The 21,851-nt window shown below is 40.8% G+C and carries 20 protein-coding genes, 1 tRNA gene and 1 riboswitch; of the genes, 13 read left to right on the forward strand and 8 right to left on the reverse strand.

The features are described 5' to 3' along the window. The first annotated feature begins 40 nt into the window (after window positions 1–40). From E4O04_RS05120 to E4O04_RS05140, 5 genes are all read left to right on the forward strand, one after another. Window positions 41–1,021 (forward strand): ABC transporter ATP-binding protein, encoded by a 981-nt coding sequence (locus E4O04_RS05120; protein ID WP_253710372.1) that lies wholly within the window; start codon window positions 41–43, stop codon window positions 1,019–1,021. Further along, the gene (locus tag E4O04_RS05125) at window positions 1,021–1,977 is read left to right on the forward strand and encodes an ABC transporter ATP-binding protein (RefSeq protein WP_253710374.1); all 957 of its coding nucleotides are present in this window, start codon (window positions 1,021–1,023) and stop codon (window positions 1,975–1,977) included. Before E4O04_RS05120 ends, E4O04_RS05125 begins: the two co-directional genes overlap by 1 nt. Before the next feature lie 81 nt (window positions 1,978–2,058). Further along, window positions 2,059–4,002, forward strand: a complete 1,944-nt coding sequence (locus tag E4O04_RS05130; protein ID WP_253710375.1) for an ABC transporter substrate-binding protein — start codon at window positions 2,059–2,061, stop codon at window positions 4,000–4,002. Between the two features lie 81 nt (window positions 4,003–4,083). Next, the gene (locus E4O04_RS05135; protein WP_253710377.1) at window positions 4,084–4,338 is read left to right on the forward strand and encodes a type II toxin-antitoxin system HicA family toxin; all 255 of its coding nucleotides are present in this window, start codon (window positions 4,084–4,086) and stop codon (window positions 4,336–4,338) included. 2 nt (window positions 4,339–4,340) lie between these two features. Continuing rightward, entirely contained in the window at window positions 4,341–4,718 is a 378-nt protein-coding gene (locus E4O04_RS05140) for a type II toxin-antitoxin system HicB family antitoxin (protein ID WP_253710379.1), read from the forward strand. A gap of 76 nt (window positions 4,719–4,794) precedes the next feature. On the opposite strand, the gene rpmB is transcribed toward E4O04_RS05140, so the two are convergent. The 4 genes from rpmB to E4O04_RS05160 form a co-directional block, all read right to left on the reverse strand. Continuing rightward, entirely contained in the window at window positions 4,795–4,986 is a 192-nt protein-coding gene (gene rpmB, locus E4O04_RS05145) for a 50S ribosomal protein L28 (protein ID WP_002670427.1), read from the reverse strand. Between the two features lie 59 nt (window positions 4,987–5,045). Next, a tRNA-Asn gene (locus tag E4O04_RS05150) sits at window positions 5,046–5,118 on the reverse strand. A gap of 80 nt (window positions 5,119–5,198) precedes the next feature. Next, the gene (locus E4O04_RS05155) at window positions 5,199–5,843 is read right to left on the reverse strand and encodes a 5-formyltetrahydrofolate cyclo-ligase (protein ID WP_253710381.1); all 645 of its coding nucleotides are present in this window, start codon (window positions 5,841–5,843) and stop codon (window positions 5,199–5,201) included. 7 nt (window positions 5,844–5,850) lie between these two features. After that, the gene (locus E4O04_RS05160) at window positions 5,851–7,374 is read right to left on the reverse strand and encodes a tetratricopeptide repeat protein (protein ID WP_253685024.1); all 1,524 of its coding nucleotides are present in this window, start codon (window positions 7,372–7,374) and stop codon (window positions 5,851–5,853) included. Between the two features lie 55 nt (window positions 7,375–7,429). Between E4O04_RS05160 and E4O04_RS05165 the strand changes: the two genes are divergently transcribed. Further along, the gene (locus E4O04_RS05165) at window positions 7,430–9,379 is read left to right on the forward strand and encodes a hypothetical protein (protein ID WP_253710383.1); all 1,950 of its coding nucleotides are present in this window, start codon (window positions 7,430–7,432) and stop codon (window positions 9,377–9,379) included. Window positions 9,380–9,496: 117 nt separating this feature from the next. After that, on the forward strand, window positions 9,497–10,930 hold the full coding sequence (locus E4O04_RS05170) for an MGH1-like glycoside hydrolase domain-containing protein (RefSeq protein ID WP_253685022.1): 1,434 nt from the start codon (window positions 9,497–9,499) through the stop codon (window positions 10,928–10,930). Here the strand turns inward: E4O04_RS05170 and E4O04_RS05175 are convergent. Continuing rightward, window positions 10,927–12,168: a Glu/Leu/Phe/Val family dehydrogenase gene (locus tag E4O04_RS05175; RefSeq protein WP_253685021.1), complete on the reverse strand. Its 1,242-nt coding sequence runs from the start codon at window positions 12,166–12,168 to the stop codon at window positions 10,927–10,929. The two genes, E4O04_RS05170 and E4O04_RS05175, sit on opposite strands and share 4 nt — an antisense overlap. Before the next feature lie 310 nt (window positions 12,169–12,478). Further along, a riboswitch (cobalamin riboswitch) is annotated at window positions 12,479–12,668 on the reverse strand. A gap of 109 nt (window positions 12,669–12,777) precedes the next feature. On the opposite strand from E4O04_RS05175, the gene E4O04_RS05180 reads away from it, so the two are divergent. Genes E4O04_RS05180 through E4O04_RS05190 form a run of 3 tightly spaced genes read left to right on the forward strand, consistent with a single transcriptional unit; the run spans window position 12,778 to window position 15,233 of the window. Beyond that, window positions 12,778–13,614, forward strand: a complete 837-nt coding sequence (locus E4O04_RS05180; RefSeq protein ID WP_253710385.1) for a formate/nitrite transporter family protein — start codon at window positions 12,778–12,780, stop codon at window positions 13,612–13,614. Between the two features lie 24 nt (window positions 13,615–13,638). Continuing rightward, on the forward strand, window positions 13,639–14,517 hold the full coding sequence (locus E4O04_RS05185; RefSeq protein ID WP_253685019.1) for an NAD(P)-dependent oxidoreductase: 879 nt from the start codon (window positions 13,639–13,641) through the stop codon (window positions 14,515–14,517). Between the two features lie 11 nt (window positions 14,518–14,528). Continuing rightward, entirely contained in the window at window positions 14,529–15,233 is a 705-nt protein-coding gene (locus tag E4O04_RS05190; protein WP_253685018.1) for an orotate phosphoribosyltransferase, read from the forward strand. A gap of 57 nt (window positions 15,234–15,290) precedes the next feature. Here the strand turns inward: E4O04_RS05190 and E4O04_RS05195 are convergent, their stop codons facing one another. Both E4O04_RS05195 and E4O04_RS05200 read right to left on the reverse strand, forming a co-directional pair. Next, window positions 15,291–15,977, reverse strand: a complete 687-nt coding sequence (locus tag E4O04_RS05195) for a TVP38/TMEM64 family protein (RefSeq protein ID WP_253685017.1) — start codon at window positions 15,975–15,977, stop codon at window positions 15,291–15,293. Between the two features lie 122 nt (window positions 15,978–16,099). Further along, the gene (locus tag E4O04_RS05200) at window positions 16,100–16,960 is read right to left on the reverse strand and encodes a flagellin N-terminal helical domain-containing protein (protein ID WP_253688130.1); all 861 of its coding nucleotides are present in this window, start codon (window positions 16,958–16,960) and stop codon (window positions 16,100–16,102) included. A gap of 425 nt (window positions 16,961–17,385) precedes the next feature. Between E4O04_RS05200 and flgF the strand changes: the two genes are divergently transcribed. The 3 genes from flgF to E4O04_RS05215 are packed head-to-tail and all read left to right on the forward strand — an operon-like array spanning window position 17,386 to window position 19,647. Next, window positions 17,386–18,198, forward strand: a complete 813-nt coding sequence (flgF, locus tag E4O04_RS05205) for a flagellar basal-body rod protein FlgF (RefSeq protein WP_253685016.1) — start codon at window positions 17,386–17,388, stop codon at window positions 18,196–18,198. Window positions 18,199–18,212: 14 nt separating this feature from the next. Beyond that, entirely contained in the window at window positions 18,213–19,007 is a 795-nt protein-coding gene (flgG, locus tag E4O04_RS05210) for a flagellar basal-body rod protein FlgG (RefSeq protein WP_253685015.1), read from the forward strand. 46 nt (window positions 19,008–19,053) lie between these two features. Further along, complete coding sequence (locus E4O04_RS05215) at window positions 19,054–19,647, forward strand: rod-binding protein (protein WP_253685014.1); 594 nt, start codon at window positions 19,054–19,056, stop codon at window positions 19,645–19,647. 18 nt (window positions 19,648–19,665) lie between these two features. Here E4O04_RS05215 and E4O04_RS05220 read toward each other — a convergent pair whose 3' ends face one another. Then, window positions 19,666–21,759, reverse strand: a complete 2,094-nt coding sequence (locus tag E4O04_RS05220; RefSeq protein WP_253685013.1) for a methyl-accepting chemotaxis protein — start codon at window positions 21,757–21,759, stop codon at window positions 19,666–19,668. Between the last annotated feature and the right edge of the window lie 92 nt (window positions 21,760–21,851).

The raw sequence follows: 21,851 nt of genomic DNA on the forward strand, positions 1-21,851 counted from the left end.
CGGAAGGCTAAGGCCTGTCATTAAACTTTGGAGAAATTATATGAGTGATGAGCTTCTTAGAGTTGAAGACCTTTCTGCCGGTTTTGTTACAGATGCCGGATATGTTGAGGTTTTGGATAGGATAAATTTTAGTATAAAAGCAGGGCAGACTATTTCCTTGGTTGGAGAGTCCGGCTGCGGTAAGAGTGTTACTGCATCTTCTATAATGAGAATTTTGCCGCATCCTTACGGTGAAATAAGGAAGGGTAAGATATTATTTGAAGGGCGTAATTTGCTTGATTTGCCTATCGAAGAAATGTATCAGATTCGGGGTTCTTCAATTGCTATGATATTCCAAGAACCTATGACGGCTTTAAATCCCGTTCACATGGTAAAAAAGCAGGTCGGCGAAGTTTTGGAACTTCATAGACCGGATATTAAAAAAGAAGAAATGCCGGCTCATATTCTTAAATATTTAAAGGATGTTGAAATTCCTTCTGCCGAACAGCGCCTTAATAACTATCCTTTCCAGCTGTCGGGAGGAATGAGACAGAGGGTTATGATCGCCATGGCTCTGGCAGGTCATCCTAAACTTCTTATAGCAGATGAGCCGACAACCGCCTTGGACGTAACAGTTCAAGCTCAAATTTTGGCCCTAATAAAGGAGTTACAACGAAAAACCAATATGGGTGTTATTTATATTACCCACGACATGGGTGTTGTTGCCGAAGTTAGCGACCATGTTGCCGTTATGTATGCAGGCCAAATTGTTGAAACAGGGCCTGTAGAGACCATATTTAAAAATCCGAGGCATCCTTATACAAGGGGCTTAATTGCTTCAATGCCTAAGCTGGATTCAAAGCCTAAGACCCGTCTTCCCTACATTGAAGGAAGCGTTCCGGCTCCTCGTGCATATCCCGCTACCTGCCGTTTTGCAGAGCGCTGCAGTTATGCTACCGATTATTGCCGAGCCAATAATCCGGAGCTTGAAGAATTTGAAACGGATCATGTAATCCGATGTTTTAGAGCGAGGGAAATATAATGAGCAAAGAACCTATTTTTGAAGTTGAAAATTTAGTACAAGAGTTTTCGCAAGGCAGGTACAGCAAGGCTGTAGTTCATGCCTTAAACGGTGTAAGCCTTTCGGTTTATGAAGGCGAAACTCTCGGTTTGGTAGGGGAAACAGGCTGCGGTAAAAGCACCCTTTGCCGCGCTATGATGCGTCTTTATAAGCCTACCTCCGGTGTAATAAAATATAAAGGCAGGGATATCACCTACCTTAAAGAAAAAAAATTAAAAGACGTCCGCAGCGATGTTCAGATGATATTCCAAGACCCTGCCGAGTCTATGAATTCGCGTATGAACGTAGGCTACGTAATCGAAGAGCCTTTAATTATACAGACAAAGATGACTGCAGATGAGCGCAAAGCAAAAGTTTTGCAGCTTTTAAAGGACGTAGGTCTTCCTGAAGATGCATACTATAGATATCCGCACGAATTTTCAGGCGGACAAAGGCAGAGAATAGCTATTGCCCGCGCCTTGGCTGTAGACCCCAAAATTGTAGTTTGCGATGAACCTGTAAGCGCCTTGGACGTTTCCGTTCAGTCTCAGGTTTTAAACCTGCTTCTCGATATGCAGGAAACAAGAAAGCTGACGGTTATCTTTATTTCTCACGGCTTAAACGTTGTTAGGCACATGTCCGACAGAATTGCAGTTATGTATTTGGGTTCTATTATGGAACTTGCTACCTCTTCTGCAATATACTCGGAACCTGTTCATCCTTATACTCAGGCCCTTATAGCGGCCATACCGGATACGGATCCGTCAAAGAGACAAAGGCGAATTCCCTTTACAGGTGAAATCCCTTCACCGATTAACCTGCCTCCGGGCTGTCCCTTCCATCTAAACTGTACAAAGAAGATTGATAAGTGCTCTGTGGAAAAGCCTGTTCTTAAGGATATCGGCGGCGGACACATGTGTGCTTGCCATCTCGTTTAATAATTTTTTTTGCTTGAGTGCTTTGTTCGCTTAAAACAGGTGCCGGTGTACCGACACCTGTATTTTTTTAGGTAGATAAAAATGGCTTATAATAAATATTTTAAATCACTGCTAAAAACAGCTTTTTTTTTGACGGTTTTTTTGTTTTTTTCATGTAACGAAATCCTTCCTCCTTCAGGATATTTGGAGCAGCCTGCCTGCGATGCCTATGAGGCAATTATAGCCGAGGAAAGTAAAAATCTTCCCGATTTTTCTTGTCCTCCGGTTCTTGTGGAAAATTTTACTGTCCAAGGTCTCGATAAAACCCTTAAATGGTATACCTCCTTTCCTAAAGATTATTCTTCCAAGGCCTTAAAAAAAGGCGGCCGATTTTACGGCTACTTAAACGATATTCCTAATACCTTTAGATACCTAGGACCTAGTGCCGATGAGAATTCGGTTAAGATGTTTAATACACAGATGCCTCTTTTATGGGTTTCTTTAGAAAATTTCGATTTTATGCCCTGCTCGGCAACCCATTGGGCCGTCGATATGGAAAATAAGACCGTCTACTACAAGCTTAATGAAAAAATGTACTGGTCTGACGGTGAACCCTGTACGGCAGATGACTGGGTCTTTGCCTTAAAATTTTTACAGTCGAAAAAAATATTCGATCCTATTAAAAATTATTATTACAACAATCTTTTTGTAAAAAAAATAAACGATTTTTGTATTGCTGTTCAATATTTAGGAGACCAATCCTACACCGAATATGAACTAATTGACCGCAGCAATTTTAAACCCATTGCCAAGCATTTTTATAAGGGTGAGGTGCCCGATGATTGGATCGCCGAGTATAACCGCATCGTTGAACCTACCACAGGCCCCTATATTTTGACGGAATATGATTACAGTCACGGCCTTAAATTTTCTAAGGTAGAAAATTGGTGGGCTCATGCCTATCCGCATTTTAAGGGCATAGCCAACTTCGACGAAATTTATTACCGCATAATAGTGGGGCGCAAGTCTCCTGCCTTTAATAAATTTTTCCTCGGCCTCTTCGATATTATTCATTTGGATAATCCTGCAGAATGGGGCAGGGCTCAAGACAGCAGTAATGTACAGGAAGGTTTTGTAAATTTGTGGAAGGGCTATTATGTTCCCGTAAACGGCCCGGCAGGTCTTTTTTTTAATACTGCCTCCAAACCTCTTGATGATGTAAGGATTAGAAGGGGACTGTATTATGCTCTGGATATGGAAGGGCTTATTTATACTGCCTTTGAAGGGCAAAGAACCCGCCTTCATACCCTAGGAACTGGTCAGACCTGGGGGGATGCCGTTTTTAATAATACCGAAATAAAAAAGCCTTCCTTTGATCCTAAAAAGGCCATGGAACTCTTTGCAGAGGCCGGATATACATCCTTAAATTCTTCGGGCATTTTGGTAAATAATGAGGGACAGGAGCTGAGTTTTGTTATTCTTTATAAGGATGAAGCTGAGAGGTGGGTCTTCGGCTTTTTATATAGTCAGGCCTTAAAAGCCGGTATAAGGCTGGATTTTAAATACTATTCGGGCGGTATGACGGAAAAGATAGCTTCTCGCGATTTTCAAGCCTGGTGGGGGGCTCTTTCATCGGTTCAGGTACCGAATAATTATACTCTTTTTCATTCTTCATATGCGGATAAAAAGGTTTTTGAAAATTTTTTCTCTTATTCCAACCCCGAAATGGATGCTCTTTTAGAAAAATATAATGACGATTCCCTTACTTATTTTGAAAAAGCGGCCGTAAACCGCCAAATCGAAAAGATTGCCGATGAGGCAGCCTTGATGGTTCCTTCTTATTACAAAAACACAATCCGTGTTATGGCCTGGAAGTGGATCTGCTTTCCTGCTTGGCTCAATATGAAATATCAGGACAACCTATACGACCCCATGTTCGGCTACCTTTGGTTTGATGCCGATATTGAAGCCGAATGTAAGAGGGCTAGGGAAGAAAATAAGATGCTCGCCGATAACAGTTATTCTTTGAGTGACAGGTATAAGTAGGAGATACTATTATTGTAGTATGTTTTATAATAAAATAAATTACATCTTGACGCCATTTATAACACCATTTATACTATAAGTATGGCTCAATGGGAGAAATTGCTTGAGAAGATAAAATCTCTTGATAAGAATATGCGTTTTTCGGAACTTGCAAAAGTCTTGAAAGCTTATGGATATGTAATGACCGCTCCCCGTTCAGGCAGCAGTCATTATACTTTTAGAAAGAAGGGCTGTAATCCGATTACAATTCCAAACCATGAACCCATAAAATCTGATTATGTACGGATGGTAAAAGAAGTTGTAGAAGAGGAAGAAAGTAACCAAAAGGAGAAATAAAAATGAAAACATTAGAAGAATACATAAAATTGCCATATAGATTGGAAATTATTCCTGATACAGAAGAAAATGGTTTTATTGCTTCTTATCCTGAGCTTCCCGGTTGCATTACATGCGGCTCCTCGCTTGCTTCTGTTGCGGCAAACGCTGAGGATGCTAAAAAAGAATGGTTATTTGCAGCTATTGAAGATGGACTTCCAATAAATGAACCCAATGATGTAGACTCTTACTCAGGGCAATTTAAGCTGAGGTTGCCGAAAACACTTCATAAAACCCTTGCAGAAGATTCTAAAAAAGAAGGGGTAAGCATGAATCAGTATTGTGTTTACTTGCTTGCTAAGAATTCTGCAGAGAATAAGATTCTGTTGAATTCAAAATAATATCTAAGTAAAAAAAATCGAGTTCACTTTTCAGCGAACTCGAAATGTAAATAAAAAGGAGTAAATTAAGAAAAAACTAAACTTTTTTTGTAACGTAATCGCTTTTTAAGCATCGAGAACACATTTTAATGGTTAGAGTTCTGCCGCCGATTTCTGTTTTTACATTCACTAGATTGGGCTTCCAAACTCTTTTTGTGTGAATTTTGGACTTACTTACCGAGTTACCTGATAAAGAGCCTTTTCCGCAAATTTCACATACTCTTGACATATCGCACCTACCTTTAAAAAATCAGCTGACCTTCAAAAGGTCAGCCGTCATTCAAATAGCTCCCCCGCGCGGGTTCGAACCACGGACCCAGTGGTTAACAGCCACTTGCTCTGCCTACTGAGCTACAGGGGAATGCTTCCAATTAGGAAGTCTTTGGATAATACACTATTTCTTATAAAATGTCAATAGAAAATAGCAATTTTTTTATGTTTTTATTTTATAAAAACTTCGGATTCGGTTAAAACAAGGTCTACAGGGTAGTCAAAGTCTCCCATCGGGATCTTATCTAAAATCTGTCCCGAAAAACAAAGACCCGCAAGGCAAACATCTTCTTTTTTTACGCTGTTAAAGATCTTTTCAAAAAATCTGTCATAAAAACCTCCGCCTCTGCCCATCCGCTCTCCCTTTTTTGAAAAAGCCCTTCCGGGAACCAAGATTAAAAGAGGCAGCTCCAAAGGATAGTTTTTTTCCTCTTGGCTTTGAGGAAAAATGGTTAAGGCTTCTTTGGAGGGCTCCATAATGCCGAAGGCTCCGATTTCAACCGGTTCTATCTTACCGTTCCCAAATTCCATTTTTTTAAATATCAAGTCCTTATCAAAAACGAGGGGCAGGGCAATAGTCTTTTTGTCCTCTGCTGCCTGCCTTAAAAGCTCCAATGTAGGGAATTCCCCGCTTATGGGATGATAGGCAAAAACGGTTTTAGCTGTGACGTATTGAGGTATTTTATTTAAAAAGGCCTTACAATAGTCCTTGCTGTTTTGCTGCGCTTCTGTTTTTTGTATGAGAGCCTTTCCTTCCGGGCTTTTAAAATACTCCTTTATGAGTTTTCTCACTTGAGCCTTGTCTTCTTTAAGCATTTTTGGCCTATTTCCCTGTGCTTGAGTTAAATCCATCCATAGCTTTTTTTGCAAAGCGGTATTCAAAAAAGGCCGGATTTTCTATCGAAGTTACCTGAACATAGCACTTTTCTGCCAGGGTATATTTTTTTGTCAGATTGTAAAATTCTCCAAGGTAAAAAAACATTCTTCCTTTTTTGACAAGGTCTTCTTCAGCCGTAGCCCTATTTAGTAACTCACTGTCGCCTGCAAAATCTATAAAAAGACGGCACAAAAAATACTCGTTTTCTTTTTCGGTACGGTTAATGGTTTTTAGATAGTTTTGCATAAATTTTTTGGCATCCAATTTTTTGTTTTGTTTATAAAGGCTTATTGCATATAAAAGAGCATATTGATAGGAGGCCGGAGACTTGTTTAAGGCTTTTACAAAAGCCGTACCTGCATTTAGCCAATCTCCTTTTTCCCAAAATAAGATACCGGCTCCTTCCAATGCAAAGTAATAGGGCGGGTAAAGATTGCATACCTTTATGTAATCAGCCAGAGCCTCGTCCTTATATCCGAGCTCATCGTTTATACCGGCACGGTAGATATAGGCTACATAGGAATCGGGGGTCAGTTCTATCACCTTGCTATAAGCTTTTTTTGCTTCTTCTTTTCGGCCTATTGTAAGATTGTAGGAACCTATATCATTCCAATGACTCGGGTTATTTGGTTCAAGCTCTGCTGCCTTATTTATATCCTGCAGGGCCTGATACATTCTATTTGTTTCGGATTTTATGCGGGCAAGTTCTGCAAGAGCTATACTATTATTCGGTTCCTGCTCCAAGGCTGCCGTTAAATTTGATTCTGCCTGTTCAAGTTTTCCGTCAAGATAGTTTATGCGGCCTAGACCTATGAGGGCTTCAGTACATTTAGGATCTGCCTTATAAGCTTCTATAAATTTTCTTCTCGCATCATTGTATCTTTTAGCTGAGTAAAAATCCAATCCCTGCTCGGTTAGGGCTCTTGAATCTTTAGGATTTATGGTCAATATTTTTTTCAAATATTGATCTTTTTTTTGCAGATTGTTTTCAGCTTGAGCCATCATAACTTGGGCATAAAGGATGTCGGTATTATTGGGATAGGCCTTGGAAAGTTCATTTGCAAAAGTTTCCGCTTCCTTTGTTTTTCTCATCGAAATGAGGATTGATAGTTTTAGATATTGTATCTTAAAATCCTTGGTCAGTTCAGGATCCGATTCGTCTATTAATTTTAAGATACCGTCAAGATCATTATCCTTTAAAAGTGCTGTAAGCTTATCGGTAAATTCGTCTCTAGGATTTGAGCTGCTTTTTTTTGCCGTTTTTTTAGGCTGAACTTTTTTGGGTTCTGCTGTTGCAGGTTTTATTACTATGGGCTTGATTTCTTTGATTTCGGCCTTTTCCGGTTCGGTTTTTTTTGCTTCTTCAATTACAGGCTCTTTCACAGCTTCTTCGGTAGTCTTACACGAAAAAACGAGGAAGAAAGCGATCAAAAAACTAAAATAGACAAAAATTTGCTTGGTTATTTTCATAATAACTCCTTATAAGTATTGCAATTATTCCTTACTTTATATAAACTATAACATTATGAAACACAAATCAAGTAGGATGATTGCCTTAACCATATTGTATATACTAATTATTTTCGGCATTTTTGTTATTCAGTTTACCATTGGGAAGACTTTTTATTATACAATAGGTGCCATGACCGTTTCCGGCCGGGATGAGGTTGATGAAAGCGGAAACAGAACTCCTCTTTTACCTCTCCATATAGTCTCGAACGGGTTGGATTTTTACATTACAGATCAAACCCCCATTACTGCAAAAACGAGCAATAACGAAGATATTAGCCTAAAGGTTTTAAAGTACAAAAAAACCGAAGACTCCTTTAGTGTTATTTGTTCTAACGATATTTCGATAGATTTTACCTCATACCTCTCGGAAACGGTTGAGACGGTAAAAATTTCCGTTTCAATGCCGTCCGGAATAGAGACCGTTTATTTTCCTTGGAAATTGACTCAATCAGCCCGTCTTGAACGTCAGGATGATCAAATCTTTTTAAGATATGGAAAAGACAGGTTTATTTTTAGAGGCGGCTACGGCTTTGGAAATTCCGATGATACATCGGAACTCCCCCATCTTATTCTTTCAAGTTCAAAAAAAACAGCCTTTTATGAAACCTATATTCAATCTGAAACTTTGGACTTTGATTCTATCAGGCGTATCCCTATTGCAAGTGACGAAGAATACCAAAAAAACAAGCAATTGTTTAGAGAAAAGGCCTTGGATTATTTTGTAAGTGTGATTTCGGCAAAAAATTATAACGAAGAACTTTTGACGGCATATGTAGCCGAAAAAGCCTTTAAGGGCGAATATGCAAGAGCTCTTGTATCTGCTCCGTCTTCTCTTTTGCCTAAAGAAAAGCGAACCTATATATCAAGTACCTTTTATGATAACCTTGTGCAAAACGATAAAAGCCTTGCAGTTTACCATAAAAAGCTGTTAACCGGCATTGAATCAAGTATAGCAATGGCTGAAATTTCAGTATTTGACAGGGACTCTATTATTCCTTTTTTGATAAACAACTCAAGGGTAAATCTAATTCCTGCCTTGGAAAAGATAGCTTCTAACGCAAAGCAGGAGGACTTAAACTCTTTTTTTGCCGCAGGCTTGTTGGAAGCTGCAATGGATTATGCTCTTTATTTTCCTAATAAACAAAATCTTTTTATTGAAGATTCCGAAAAATATGAAGCGGTATTAAAAGATTCTTTAATTTCTATTGACGAGGGTATATTTATATCCTCAGATAAAAAGACCATAGATACCGAAAAAACTTTGAAAACAGCATCCGTTTTAATCCGTTATGGAAGTTCGTATCCCGATAAGGGAGCATGGAAGGCTGTGGGGCAGGCCCTGTATTCTTCTATCTTTTCCCTTGGAGGAAATTCTTCAAGTTTACCGGCCTCCTTTGATATTCAAGGCGATAAGGCAAAGAAGTTGGGGCTTATGGCTAATGATGCCTTAATCCTCCATGCTGAAAAGCTATATCCGGCCGCCATTAAGGATAATCCCTGCTATCCACATGAAGAGTCTTTGGCTTTAAAGGCTGAACCCGGTATTTGGGCTTGGACATCGGCCCTTGGGATAAACGTGCTTAAAAACGATTCAAAAATATTCAGCTTTAGAATTTCGGCTAAGGCAGGAGATACCCATTACCTGATTATAAGGGGGATCCGCCCCTTTTACAGGATACAGATCCATGGAATCGATTTTAGAACCGACCCTAGATTTGAGATTTATAATTCCTCCGGCTATGTTTATGATGAAAGAACCCGTACTCTTTTGTTAAAAATGAAGCACAAAAAAGATGATGAAGATATAGTTCTCTTTTTAGGCCGCCCTCCTGAACCCGCACCCGTTCAACCTTCTGTCCAAGAGGGTACCGAAGACGGAGCTAAGACTGAAGCCGGTGCCTCAAGTGAAAATTCCGGCTCTGCCGAGGAAAAAGAAGAAACCTCTGATGCCGATAATGAATAAAAGCGGAGTCTTTTTTCCGGCTTAAAACTTTTTTTATAAATATTGCTAAAAAACTATCCTTTTTTGTAAAAATATGGTATACTATATAGTGTCTTGCAAAAAAAATAAGGAGTTAAGGTGAATAAAAGAGATTTTCCGCGCGTTCATTTTTACGATCAAGATTTCGTGGACATTTACGATAGAACATGGGCTTTGGTTCATGATTTTTGGCATTCAGCAGGCGATGGTAAACAAGGTACCGAGGGTTTTTTTATTTATCCCGAAGCGGACGGTAATTTTTTAAATCAATATGAAACTATATTTTCCTCTTTTTTCTTTGTTTATTCAAATAAGAATTATACACCGAATTCTGCTCTTGACTTTTTTTATGACAGGCAGGAAGAAAACGGAGCTATACGCAATAGATATGATTTTGATACAAAGGAACCCGTTTTAAAGAGGGATAATCCTGAAGGGCTGGGTATGCCCTTATTTGCATGGGCTGAGTACAATATTTATCATAAGACGGGAAACAAGAAGCGTGTAAAGGATATTATGCCTGTTTTGATCAAGTACATGGACTGGATCGAAAAAATGTTTAAGTCGGATAACGGCCTTTATAAAAGTCCTCTTGAGACAGTCAATATGCCTAATACGCCGCGAAAAGATTCCGTTTTTTTAACCGATTTTAATTCGGCCCTAGCCGTAAATGCCCTTTATATGTCTGCCTTGGGCGATATACTAAACGATAAGGAAATTGATTTTCAATACAAGAGGATGTATTTTACCATAAAAACCAGAATCAACTCCATGATGTGGAATGAAGAGGACGGTTTTTATTATGATCTTGATGCTGAGGGTAATCAGATAAAGAAAAAGACCCTTGCAGGTTTTTGGCCCATGCTTGCCGAGATTCCCAACGAGGATAAGGCTGCTCTTTTGGTGGAGCACCTATCCAATCCTAAAACCTTCGGGGTTGATCATCCCTTTCCAAGCCTTGCAGCCGATGAGCCTGAATATGACGAAAACGGAAACGGTGCCTGCGGCAGCGTCTTCCCTATTTTGAATTTTGTTGTTGTAAAGGGCTTGGAAAAGTATAACCGCTGGGAGATAGCAAGAGAGTGCGTTATAAGGCACCTTTACTATGTGCTTGAAACCCTATCTCCCGCAGGAAATTCAAAAAAACAAGGCTTTTTATGGGAGGCCTATTCTCCCGTCAAGGAAGGCCCTGCCCAGTGGAAGGGAAAACCGGCCTTTCCGCGTAAGCAGTATCTGGTAAGCGTAGGTCTTTCTACAATCAGTTTAATGATAGAAAACGTTATCGGCCTTTCCATAAGCCTTCCGCGTAAGACGGTAAACTGGACGGTTCCTAACCTTGAGGTAATGGGCATAGAAAATTTAAGCCTTAAACGGAACCTGATCACCATTCTTTCGTCCAAGAGTCAGAGGGGCTGGGAAATCCACATGGAAAGCGAAAAGCTTTATTATTTTACCATAAACATCTTAAACGAAAAGAAAAAGACCCTACCGATTCCGTCAGGCAAGTGTTCAATGCTGATAGACAAGCTTTAAATTATATTCAAGGCCTTTTGGGTTTCTACAAGCTCTTTTAAGGCCTTAATATAGGCAGCCTTTCTCATACTTACCTTATAGGTCTCTTTTACGTCCCATACCAGTCTAAAGGCTTCAATCATCTTATCTTCGAGGCGCCTGTTGACCTCTTCTTCTGTCCAATAAAAACCTTGCAGGTTTTGTACCCATTCAAAATATGAGACTATGACGCCTCCGGAATTGGCAAGAACATCGGGCACACTTATAATATTCTTTTTTTCGAGAATCCTATCGGCTTCGGGAGTTACGGGGCCGTTTGCGGCTTCGATTATTATGGAAGCCTTAATATTTGATGCATTTTTTTCGGTAATTTGATTTTCGAGGGCAGCCGGAATCAAGATATCGGTTTTAAGCTCCAATAGTTCTTCATTGCTTATTCTTTTAAAATCGCCTTCAAAAGATTTAAGAAGCTGTCCTTTTTTTACATGTTCCATTATAAGCCGGATGTTTAAGCCCTTTTCGTTATATACGGCTCCGCTTACATCGCTTACTGCGATTACCTTCGCTCCGTCTTTATAAAAAAGATCTGCCGTAACGCCGCCTACATTTCCAAGACCTTGAATGACTACACTTTGGCTTTTTAAGTTTTTATTTAGTTTTTTTAAAATTTCCCTTGCCGCAAAGAGAACTCCCCGGCCTGTGGCTTCTACTCTTCCCTTAGAACCTCCGAGAGGAAGAGGTTTTCCTGTAACGACTGCGGGTGTGAAATCCCCTGCATAGCTGCTGTAGGTATCGACTATCCAGGCCATTACTCTTGCATTTGTTCCGACATCCGGAGCAGGTATATCCGTCTTAGGCCCTATAAAAGAAGCAATCCTCCTTGTGTAGCCCCTTGTCAGCTTTTCAAGTTCCGTTTCGGAAAGATGAGAAGGATCTACACAGATGCCTCCTTTTCCGCCGCCATAGGGAATGTCGGCAACGGCACATTTAAAGGTCATCCATGCTGCAAGGGAGCGTACCTCATCGATATTTACATCTTGATGAAATCTTATTCCCCCCTTTGCAGGGCCTCTTAATGTAGAATGTTGAACCCTGTATCCGTTAAAAACCCTGATTTTTCCGTTATCCATTTTTACCGGTATCGAAACATGCATTTCTCTTTCGGGGTTTAAAAGGGTTATATAATCGTCCTCTGCCAAACCCACCGTATTTGCGGCTTCGGTTATTGTACTTAAAAGTTTTTCGTATGTACTCGCCATAAATTTCCTCTTAAAAAGTTTATTAGGAATTATACATTAAAAGCCTTGTTTGTGAAAGTTATTTAGGGGGAAAAATTGGAATTTCAGCTTAAAAAAGAAAAACGATTTCGGTCCGCAAAGGGATTTAGGGTTCCTCAAAATGTACACCCAAGGGTATCAATCAGGTGTACTCAAGGCCAAAACGAAGAAAACTTGACAAAATCTTCACTAACAGCCCAAGGAGCAATAGAGGAAATAAATATGATTAACACGATAAATTTTGCTGCGACTCATGAGTCCAAGCAGAGTACAGCACGGGCAAAACTTGTATTTTACCCTCATAGTCATTGGCAGGTCTTACGGCTCGGAGGTCATAATTGATTTTCGCCTTCCCGGGATAATCCCAGTGGCATGCTTGAAAAACAACTCTCTCACTTACGTCAGCCGGACTGCTCAGAACTTTCACCTGATTCCCTTTTCACCCCTTAGCTAAAAGGGGCACCAAGACCGAAACCGTTATTTAAACCGATTGTATACTTTTATAAAGAAGATGTCAAGGTATCAAAATTTGTATTTATAATTGAAAAATACCCTATTCTATGATATAATCGGCTTATTGGAGGTGAGTGTATGTCTGAAAAAATGTATTGTGATCCGGCCGAGATCTTGGAAGTTACGGTGCAAAAAGGGATTGCAAAGGCTTCGACCCCTATGTGGAAGCTGATTTGCTTAGGTTTTTTGGCAGGTGTTTTTATTGCCTTTGCTTCGGAAGGCTCTAATATGGCGGCCTTCGGGCTCTTTGCCAAGCCTGAAACTTACGGCCTTGGCAAATTTGTTGCAGGCCTTATCTTTCCTGTAGGGCTTATGCTTGTCCTCCTTGCAGGGGCCGAGCTCTTTACGGGAAACAACCTGATAATTGCCGGCGTTTTAGAAAAAAAGGTGAAAGTTTCGGCAATGCTGAAAAACTGGCTTGCAGTTTATGTTGGGAATTTTATCGGCTCTGTTTTTCTTGCCTTTTTAATTGTAAAAAGCGGACAGCTTTCAAGCGGCGGAAGCCTTTTGGGCGGGATTACGGTAAAAATCGCTTACGGGAAGGTTTCTCTTTCGTTTGTACAGGCTGTTTTTTTAGGCATTATGTGTAACTGGTTAGTCTGCCTTGCCGTCTGGCTTTGTTACGGGGCTAAGGATATGACGGGAAAGCTCCTTGCCGCTTTTTTTCCGATTTGGCTTTTTATAACTTCGGGTTTTGAACACAGTGTTGCAAACATGTACTATATCCCTGCAGGTATTTTAGCGAAAAGCGTTCCGGCCTATGCGGCTGCCTCAGGTCTTTCCGCCGAAGCTCTTGCAAATATAAATTGGGCTGCCTTTTTTGTAAACAATTTAATTCCCGTTACTCTCGGAAACATAATAGGCGGAGCCTTTTTTGTCGGAACTTTTTATTGGATTTGTTATAAGAAAAAATAGATTTTATAAATTAAGGAATTTATTATGAAAGTAGAAAATTGTGATGTAGGCTTTATAGGCCTCGGTGTTATGGGAAAAAGCATGGCCGAAAGATTAAGGTCGGCCGGAGCTAAGATGCACGTTTTTACGCGTACAAAAAAATCCGCCGAAGAGATTCTTTCAAAAGGTGCTCTTTGGTATGATGACCCTGCAAGTCTTGCTCCCAACTGTAAAATCATCTTTACCATTGTCGGCTATCCGCAAGATGTTGAACAAACATATTTCGGAGAAAAGGGCTTATTAAAGACTGCAAAGCCCGGAACAATCTTTGTAGATATGACGACTTCAAGCCCGATCTTGGCAAAAAAGATTTATGATGAGGCAAAGAAAAAAGAATGTTTTTCGGTAGATGCTCCCGTTTCGGGCGGAGACATAGGGGCTAAAAACGGAACCCTTTCGATTATGGCCGGAGGAGATGAAGCTGCCTTTAAAGAGCTTGATCCCTTTTTTGCCTGCATGGGAAAAACTTGGGCATTGCAGGGCGGTGCAGGCGCAGGGCAGCACACCAAGATGGCAAACCAAATAGCCGTTGCCGCAAACCTTTTCGGTGCGGTCGAAGCCGTCTGCTATGCGGAAGCCGCAGGCCTTGATCCCCAAAAAATGCTTTCGGCCATCGGAGGCGGAGCTGCCGGAAGCTGGCAGATTTTAAACAACGGGCCTAAGATGCTTCAAAAGGATTTTGCTCCCGGCTTTTACATTAAGCACTTTTTAAAGGATTTAAATATAACCTTAAATGTTGCAAAAGAGCTAAAACTTCACATTCCTGTTTTAGAGCTTGCACAAAATTTCTTTAACAAGATGAATGAAGAAGGCTATGCCGAAAAAGGAACGCAGGCCATCTACGAATACTATAAAACCATTTAAAGGAAAATTTAATGCACAAAGATGAACAAAAAATCAAAGAGGTTCAAACAAAATACGGGCCCCTTCTTGCCAAAACCGCTTTTGAGCTTGGCGCCTTAAAGCTCTCTCCTAATGCCCCCTTTACTTGGGCATCAGGTTATAGGATGCCCATTTATAACGACAACCGCCGCTTTTTGGCCAAGCCTGAAATGCGCCGCGCTATAGCCGAAGCCTTTGCAGAACTCTTAAAAGCTGTCGGCTTCGATCCCGAATGGCTTGCAGGAACAGCTACTGCAGGTATCCCTCATTCCGTAAGCTTAGGCGACCTCTTACAAAAAAGCGTTTCCTATGTGCGCTCAGGCGGAAAAGATCACGGTTTAAAAAATCAAATTGAGGGCTTGGGAGCCGATCCCGATTATAAGGGTGCCGGTGTCCTTGTGGTTGAAGATTTAATTTCGACAGGTGGAAGCTCCATAAAGGCCGTTGAGGCTGTGCGCAATGCAAACGGAAAGGTTCCCTTTTGTTTTGCCATTTTTTCTTACGGATTTGCAGAAGCCGAAAAAGCCTTTGCAGAACTTAATCCTCCGTGTATTCCGGCTACTATTTTAAACTACGATATTATGCTGGATGAGGCCGTAAAGCAAAACTATATAAGCGAAGAAAATAAAAAGAGCTTGGCTGAATGGAGACTTGATCCCTTCGGCTGGGGCGAAAAGCACGGCTTTCCCAAGGTCTGATATTTTTTAAAGATTTTTTAATCGCTTAAAATAAAACTTAAATAGCCGTGAAAGAGCTCAGCCTTTTTTACGGCTATTGAGTTTGTTGAAAATTAAAACCCCTGCAAAGGATGCTATACTTCCTATAAGAAATACGGTGATTGCAAGTCCCGTATTTTTTTGTGCTAAACTTTTTCCTGCTATGGTTGATGCTAATATAGCAGGAAAACGGGCGAGGGTACTTAGGATTAGCCATTCGCTTAAGCGTATGGGTGTAAGGCCTGCCATGTAGGTTAATAAGTCCTTAGGTGTTCCCGGAATTAAAAAAACGATAAAGACAATCAGGTGGAGCCTTTTTTTGTTTTTAAATATTTTTATTGATTCTATTTTTTCGGGAGAAAAGAAAATTTCTATTGCCGCTCTGCCGAATTTTTTTACAAATAAAAAAATTAAGATACTTGCGGCTGCTATTCCTGCCAATGATACTAAGGCTCCCTCTACAGCTCCAAAAGCATAGCCCGCTCCTATTTCGAAAGGGCCTCCCGGAATCACCGCAAATACCACTTGCAAAAAAACGGCAGCCGTAAAAAATATGCGGCTTGAAAAAGGATGAGAGTCAACATAGGCATGAACCTTTTCTGCATCCATAAGAAAATTTATAAGAGGCCTGCCCCAAAAAAAATATAGGAAGATACTCAAACAAAAAAGAAAAATTATTGAGCCTATAGTAATTATTTTTCGCCATTTATCGGTTAGTTTTTTCATTTTAAAATTTTTATAAAGTCAGTTTGAAGTTGATTTATTATTATACTAAAAATAAAAAGAATAAACAACAAATAAAAAAGCGGTTCTTTTTAGAACCGCTTTTCCGTCAAACTGTTTACAGCTTACCTTAACAAGGTCATGACACTCTGAGTTGCCTGATTTGCCTGTGCAAGCATTGCTGTACCGGACTGTGTGAGAATCTGGTTTTTGGTATAGTCTACCATCTCCTTAGCCATATCTACGTCACGGATTCGTGATTCGGAGGCTTGGAGGTTTTCTGCTGCGATATTGATACCTACAACAGTGAGTTCGAGTCTGTTCTGGTATGCACCAAGGTCGGCTCTCTGCTTGTTGATCTTCTTGATGGCTTCATCAAGGGTACCGATAGCGCGGTTAGCTTTTTCGGGTGTCTCGATAGTCATAATCGATTCATCTCCGACATTGCGAACGCCGAGAGCCTTAGCTGTCATTGTTCCAATGTAAGCTCTTGTTCTCTGATCCATGTTGGCACCGATGTGGAACCACATAGAAGCAGTAACAGTATTTTCTCCGGTTTCTTGAGCAAATCTTCCGGTAAGCATATTCATACCGTTAAACTGTGCGTGGCTTGCGATTCGGTCTACTTCAGCGATGAGCTGAGATACTTCAACCTGAATGTACAAGCGGTCTTCTGCCGAGTAAATACCGTTGGAAGACTGAACGCTGAGCTCGCGGATTCTCTGAATAACATCTGTAGTTTCCTGAAGGAAGGCTTCCGCAACTTGAATAAAAGAAATGCCGTTTTGTGCGTTGGCACTTGCTTGGTTCAAACCGCGAATCTGGCTTCTCATTTTTTCTGATACGGCCAAACCGGATGCATCATCGCCCGCTCGGTTAATACGTAAACCTGAAGAAAGTTTTTCTATGTTTTTTTGGTTCATTAAATGGGTATGTCCCAATGTCCTCTGTGAAAACATAGCGCTCATGTTGTGATTAATGATCATATTCCTACTCCTTTGGTGATTTTCGGCAATTATTAATTCCCGCGGCATCCCTGCCGATATGTCATTTCCGGATCCTCTGTCGTTCCGCAGAAGACGGAAGCACATTAAAATTTAAGCTGTGCTTAGTTCTTTTATCGGAGAACTAAAAAAAGACTTAAGAAAAAAGTTGTGATTTTTTTTTAGATAAATATTTTCCTAAAAGAAAATTTTAGTATGCCGAAAATCATATAGTAAAAGGTAAAATCGTATAGTAAGAGGTATGATGAACAGTTCGGCAGAAATTCAGCCTCTCTGTTCATCTACGAGTTTTGTGCAAAGCACAAAACATCGTGATATTGTATGTAGTTTTGCTATGCAAAACTACTTGAAAAAACTTTTTTCAGGATTTTATAATCCTTGCAAAAAGTTTTTATAGAGGTGGTTATATGGTAAGAGGTTGGTATACTGCGGCGAGCGGAATGCTGGCTCAGCAGCGTCAGCTGGATGTTATTTCAAACAATTTGGCTAACTTGGATACGACTAGTTTTAAAAGGGATGTTTCTGTTCAAAAGTCTTTTCCCGAATTGCTTTTAAGAAGGCTGAACGATGACGGAGTTATAAAAAATCCCTTCGGCTCATCAGACATAGCTCCAATTATAGGAAAGTTAGGTCTCGGTGTTGAAACTAACGAGATTTTTACCGAGTTTGAGCAAGGCTCCTTAAAGCAGACAAGCTCTCCGGCCGATTTGGCCTTGGAAGGGCAGGGCTTTTTTGCCGTTGAAACACCTTACGGCGAAAAATATACCCGCAATGGAAACTTCATGGTCGGAGTTGAAGGCTATCTTATGACCAAGGAAGGCTATCCGGTTATGGGAGAAAACGGCCGCATCTTTTTACAGGATATGGAATATAAGATTAACCAAGACGGACAAATCTATATACGCCCCATTACCCAACCGGAAAGCGATTCCGTTTATTTGGACCGCTTAAAAATAGTTGAATTTGAAAACGAAAGATATTTGAGCAAAAACGGATCAAGCTTTTACCTGGACACGCCTCTTTCCGGTAAGGCCATTGCTGCCGAAGGCCCGTCGCGTCCCGTTGTGGTGCAGGGCTTTATCGAGGCATCCAATGTAAATGTAGTCAACGAAATGGTTAGGATGATAGAAGTAAACAGGGCCTATGAGGCCAATCAAAAATCCATTCAGGCCGAAGATACGATGATGGCCAAACTATGGAACGAAGCAGTTAAAAGATAGATAGGAGGTAAATTATGGTTAGAAGTTTATGGACAGCCGCAACAGGCATGAACACTCAGCAGGCAAATATCGACACGGTTGCAAACAACTTGGCAAACGTAAACACAAGCGGCTTTAAAAAGCAGAGGGCTGAATTTGAAGACCTCATCTATCAGACGGTAAGGACGGCAGGAACCCCTGCTACCGAAGACACAATTACACCGGTAGGAGTTCAGATGGGACATGGTGCAAGGCTTGCCGCCACCCAAAGAATATTTGAACAGGGTTCCTTACAGAACACCGGAGTAACAAGCGATATTGCAATTCAGGGAGAAGGTTTTTTTAGAGTTCTTCAATATGACGGAACCTATGCTTACACAAGGGACGGTTCTTTTAAGATTGATAGAGACCGCCAGCTTGTGACTTCAAACGGTTTGCGCGTTTTGCCCGAAATCATCTTCCCCGAAGGTTATAGGGAGAACACGATTACCGTCAGCAGAGACGGCCGTGTTACCGTTAAGGTCGGCGACATAGACGATCCGATCGAAGTAGGTCAGATAGAGCTTTACCGCTTTCAAAATAATGCAGGTCTTTCGGCCGAGGGTACAAACCTTTTTAGGCAGACCCCGGCCTCAGGTGCAGCTATTCCGGGGCGCCCCGGCTTTAGCGGGTTCGGAAGAACCGAGCACAAGTTTTTGGAAATGTCAAACGTTTCAACCGTAAGCGAGATGGTAAACATGATTGTTGCCCAAAGAGCTTATGAGTTCAATTCAAAGGCTATCCAGACAAGCGACAATATGCTCGGCACTGCAGTAAGTTTAAAACGATAAGTTTGACTTAAAAATAATTTTTAGTTAAGGCTTGGGAGGGCAGAAGATGGAAGTAAACAAAATACAAATAAATCAAACGGGAAGGGAAGACGTAAAAAATTCTTTGATAAATAAAAAAGAAATTCCGTCTTCCGTAAAATCTCAACAAAATTTTACTCAAATGCTTGAATCTTTGAGAGGTTCCGAAAGAGCTTCTTCCGTTATTTCTAATATTCAGGGAGAAAGCTCCGCTTCCGTCTCAGGCCTAAAAACAGGACAGCTCTTTGATACCCGCCTTCCGGGAGATATTTTAAAATCCATGAAGATAGAAAATCCGGTTCCGGCCGATACGCACAGGGAGGTTCAAGGTGTGGCTTCCTCCTTCGGAAAGTCGGGTGAAACGGTTCATTCAAAATACTCGATTGACAGAACGAGTAAGCTTTACGAGCAGGCCCTTGAATTTGAATCCTACTTTGTAAAAATAATGCTTGATTCGATGCGCAGCACCTTGTCGGGTAAAACCCTTGCAGGGGATGAATCCTTTGCCGGAAAGATGTACCAAGACATGATGTATGATGAGCTCGGCCGCAGCATGACTAAAAACGCCGGCTTCGGCCTCGCCGATCAAATCTATTTGGAACTTTCCGGAGCAAGGGGATGACGGTCCCTTGCGGTTAACTTAAACCTTAAACTTTCCTACCTCCGTCGATAGGCTGTCGATGTTCCGCTTATTCTTTTGGGTAATTTCACTTACATCCTGTACGGCATTGCTTATCTGAATTGCGCCGGCGGCCATTTCATTCATGCTGTCCGTTATAATGCGGGTAAGTGAATCTAGTTTTTGCATTTCGATTGCAACATTTTCACCGCCCCTAAGCATTTCAGCAGATCCGTCATTTACCTGATTGGTTACCATATTGATATCACGGATTGCGCTGAGTACTTCCTTGCTGCCGTTTTCTTGTTCCCGCATAGCATCCATCAAATTTTGACTCATTGTTTTTACTTGGTCGGATAGGTTGAAAATAGTATTGAACTTATCCTCTGCCGTCTTTGCAGCAGCCGAAAGCATTTCAATTTCTCCCGACAGTACTTTTAGGGTTGAGGTGATAGTTTTTCCTTGAGTGCTGGATTCTTCTGCAAGTTTACGTATTTCGTCGGCAACAACGGCAAAACCCTTTCCTGCCTCACCTGCATGGGCGGCTTCAATGGCCGCATTCATAGCCAATAGGTTTGTCTGACTTGCAATATGCTGAATAACATTGCTGGCTTCCAAAAGCCCGCCCGATTCTTCGGCTATTCGTTGAGTTACACTGTTTGCTCCCGCAACGGTTTCCTTTCCGTCAGCGGTGGCTGAAGCGAGTGTCTTTATAACATCATTTGTTTTATCCAGAGTTTGAGTGATTGAGGCGATATTGCCTACCATCTGTTCGATAGCTGAGGAAGATTCTGCAACGCTTGCTGCCTGATTTTCGATACTTCCGTTAAGATTTTTTATAGTCCGGATAATCTGTTCTACGGTAGCTGCCGTTTCACTGACGCTTGCAGCTTGTGTAAGAGCCTGTTTTTTTACTCCGTCAATGTTTGCGCTTATCTCATGCACGGCGCTGGCTGTTTCCGTCATATTGCTTACAAGCTCCGAACCTGTGTTTGTCATCTCGGCACTGTTTTTTCCTACGACTTTAATTGAAGAGCCTATTTTTTCGATTGTTTGATTGAAGTATTCGGATAGATCCGTTACCTCATCATTTCCGACCAAGGGCAGACGGACGGTCAAATCTCCTTCACCTTGGGCAATATCCTTGAGGGCGGAAACTACAACATTTATAGGCTTGATCATTTTATAGGATGTAATGAAAAGTATAACTAAGCTTACCGCTAAGATACTAAAACCTATAAAAAGCATTCTGTTTCTCAGAGTATCAATACTTCCCATAAACTGTTTCATCGGGGCTCTAATAACAACAGTCCAGTCGGTATTACTCATCTTTGCATAAGATGCTATATAGGTTGTTCCATCATATTTATAAAAACCTATTTCACTTTTTGTGCTGTCCAAAGCTTTTTGCGTAAATTTGGCTAATGAAGTCAATTCAGGGTTTGTTTTTGCATTATTTAAAATATTATCCTGAGAATTTACCAAATTAAAATCTTTATGTGCTATTGTTGTTCCGGAGCGGCCTAAAATATAACAGTTTCCTGTTTCTCCGACGATAATATCATTAATATCATCGGATAGGTGTTCGGCTCCGATTGCGCAGTTTAATACACCTGTAACAGTTCGATCTTTATCGTATACAGGAACAGCAAATACAAGTACAAATTTGTTAAGGGAACGGGATAAAAGAGGTTCTGAAGCAAAACGTTTTCCGCTTGCAGCTGATTTAAACCATTCACGGTCTTTTACCGATATAACTTGTCCGTCATTTGCAGTACGTGTTCCTGAAAGGTCGTACAAATTGAGTTGATCCAACCTTTTATTAAAAGATGCTTCTTTGTCCAATACTGCAGCTTTTTCTGCATAGGGCACGGTTTTATCGGTTAAGACAGGCATACGGGCTATCCCTTCCAAAAATTGGAAAAAAGCCGTAACCCTTCCGTCAATAATTTCAGCCGTATCGGCAGCCTTATCTTTAAGGTGAATCTCCACCTTTTCAGTTACAGTTTTTCGGGCTGTTCGTACTCCTAAAACACCCAGCGTAAAACCTGCCGCAAAAATCAAAGTACCGAATATAATCAATAGCTTATTCCGCATTGAAAACCTTTTTTTCATGTAGTTCCTCCCTCAGGTAAAGTAATGTTTAATATGTGAATTGAAAAATATGTATGAAGCTTTCCATGTAAATAATTGCAAGTTTTAATAGT

The sequence above is a fragment of the Treponema sp. OMZ 799 genome, assembly GCF_024181365.1.
GTDB lineage: Bacteria > Spirochaetota > Spirochaetia > Treponematales > Treponemataceae > Treponema_B.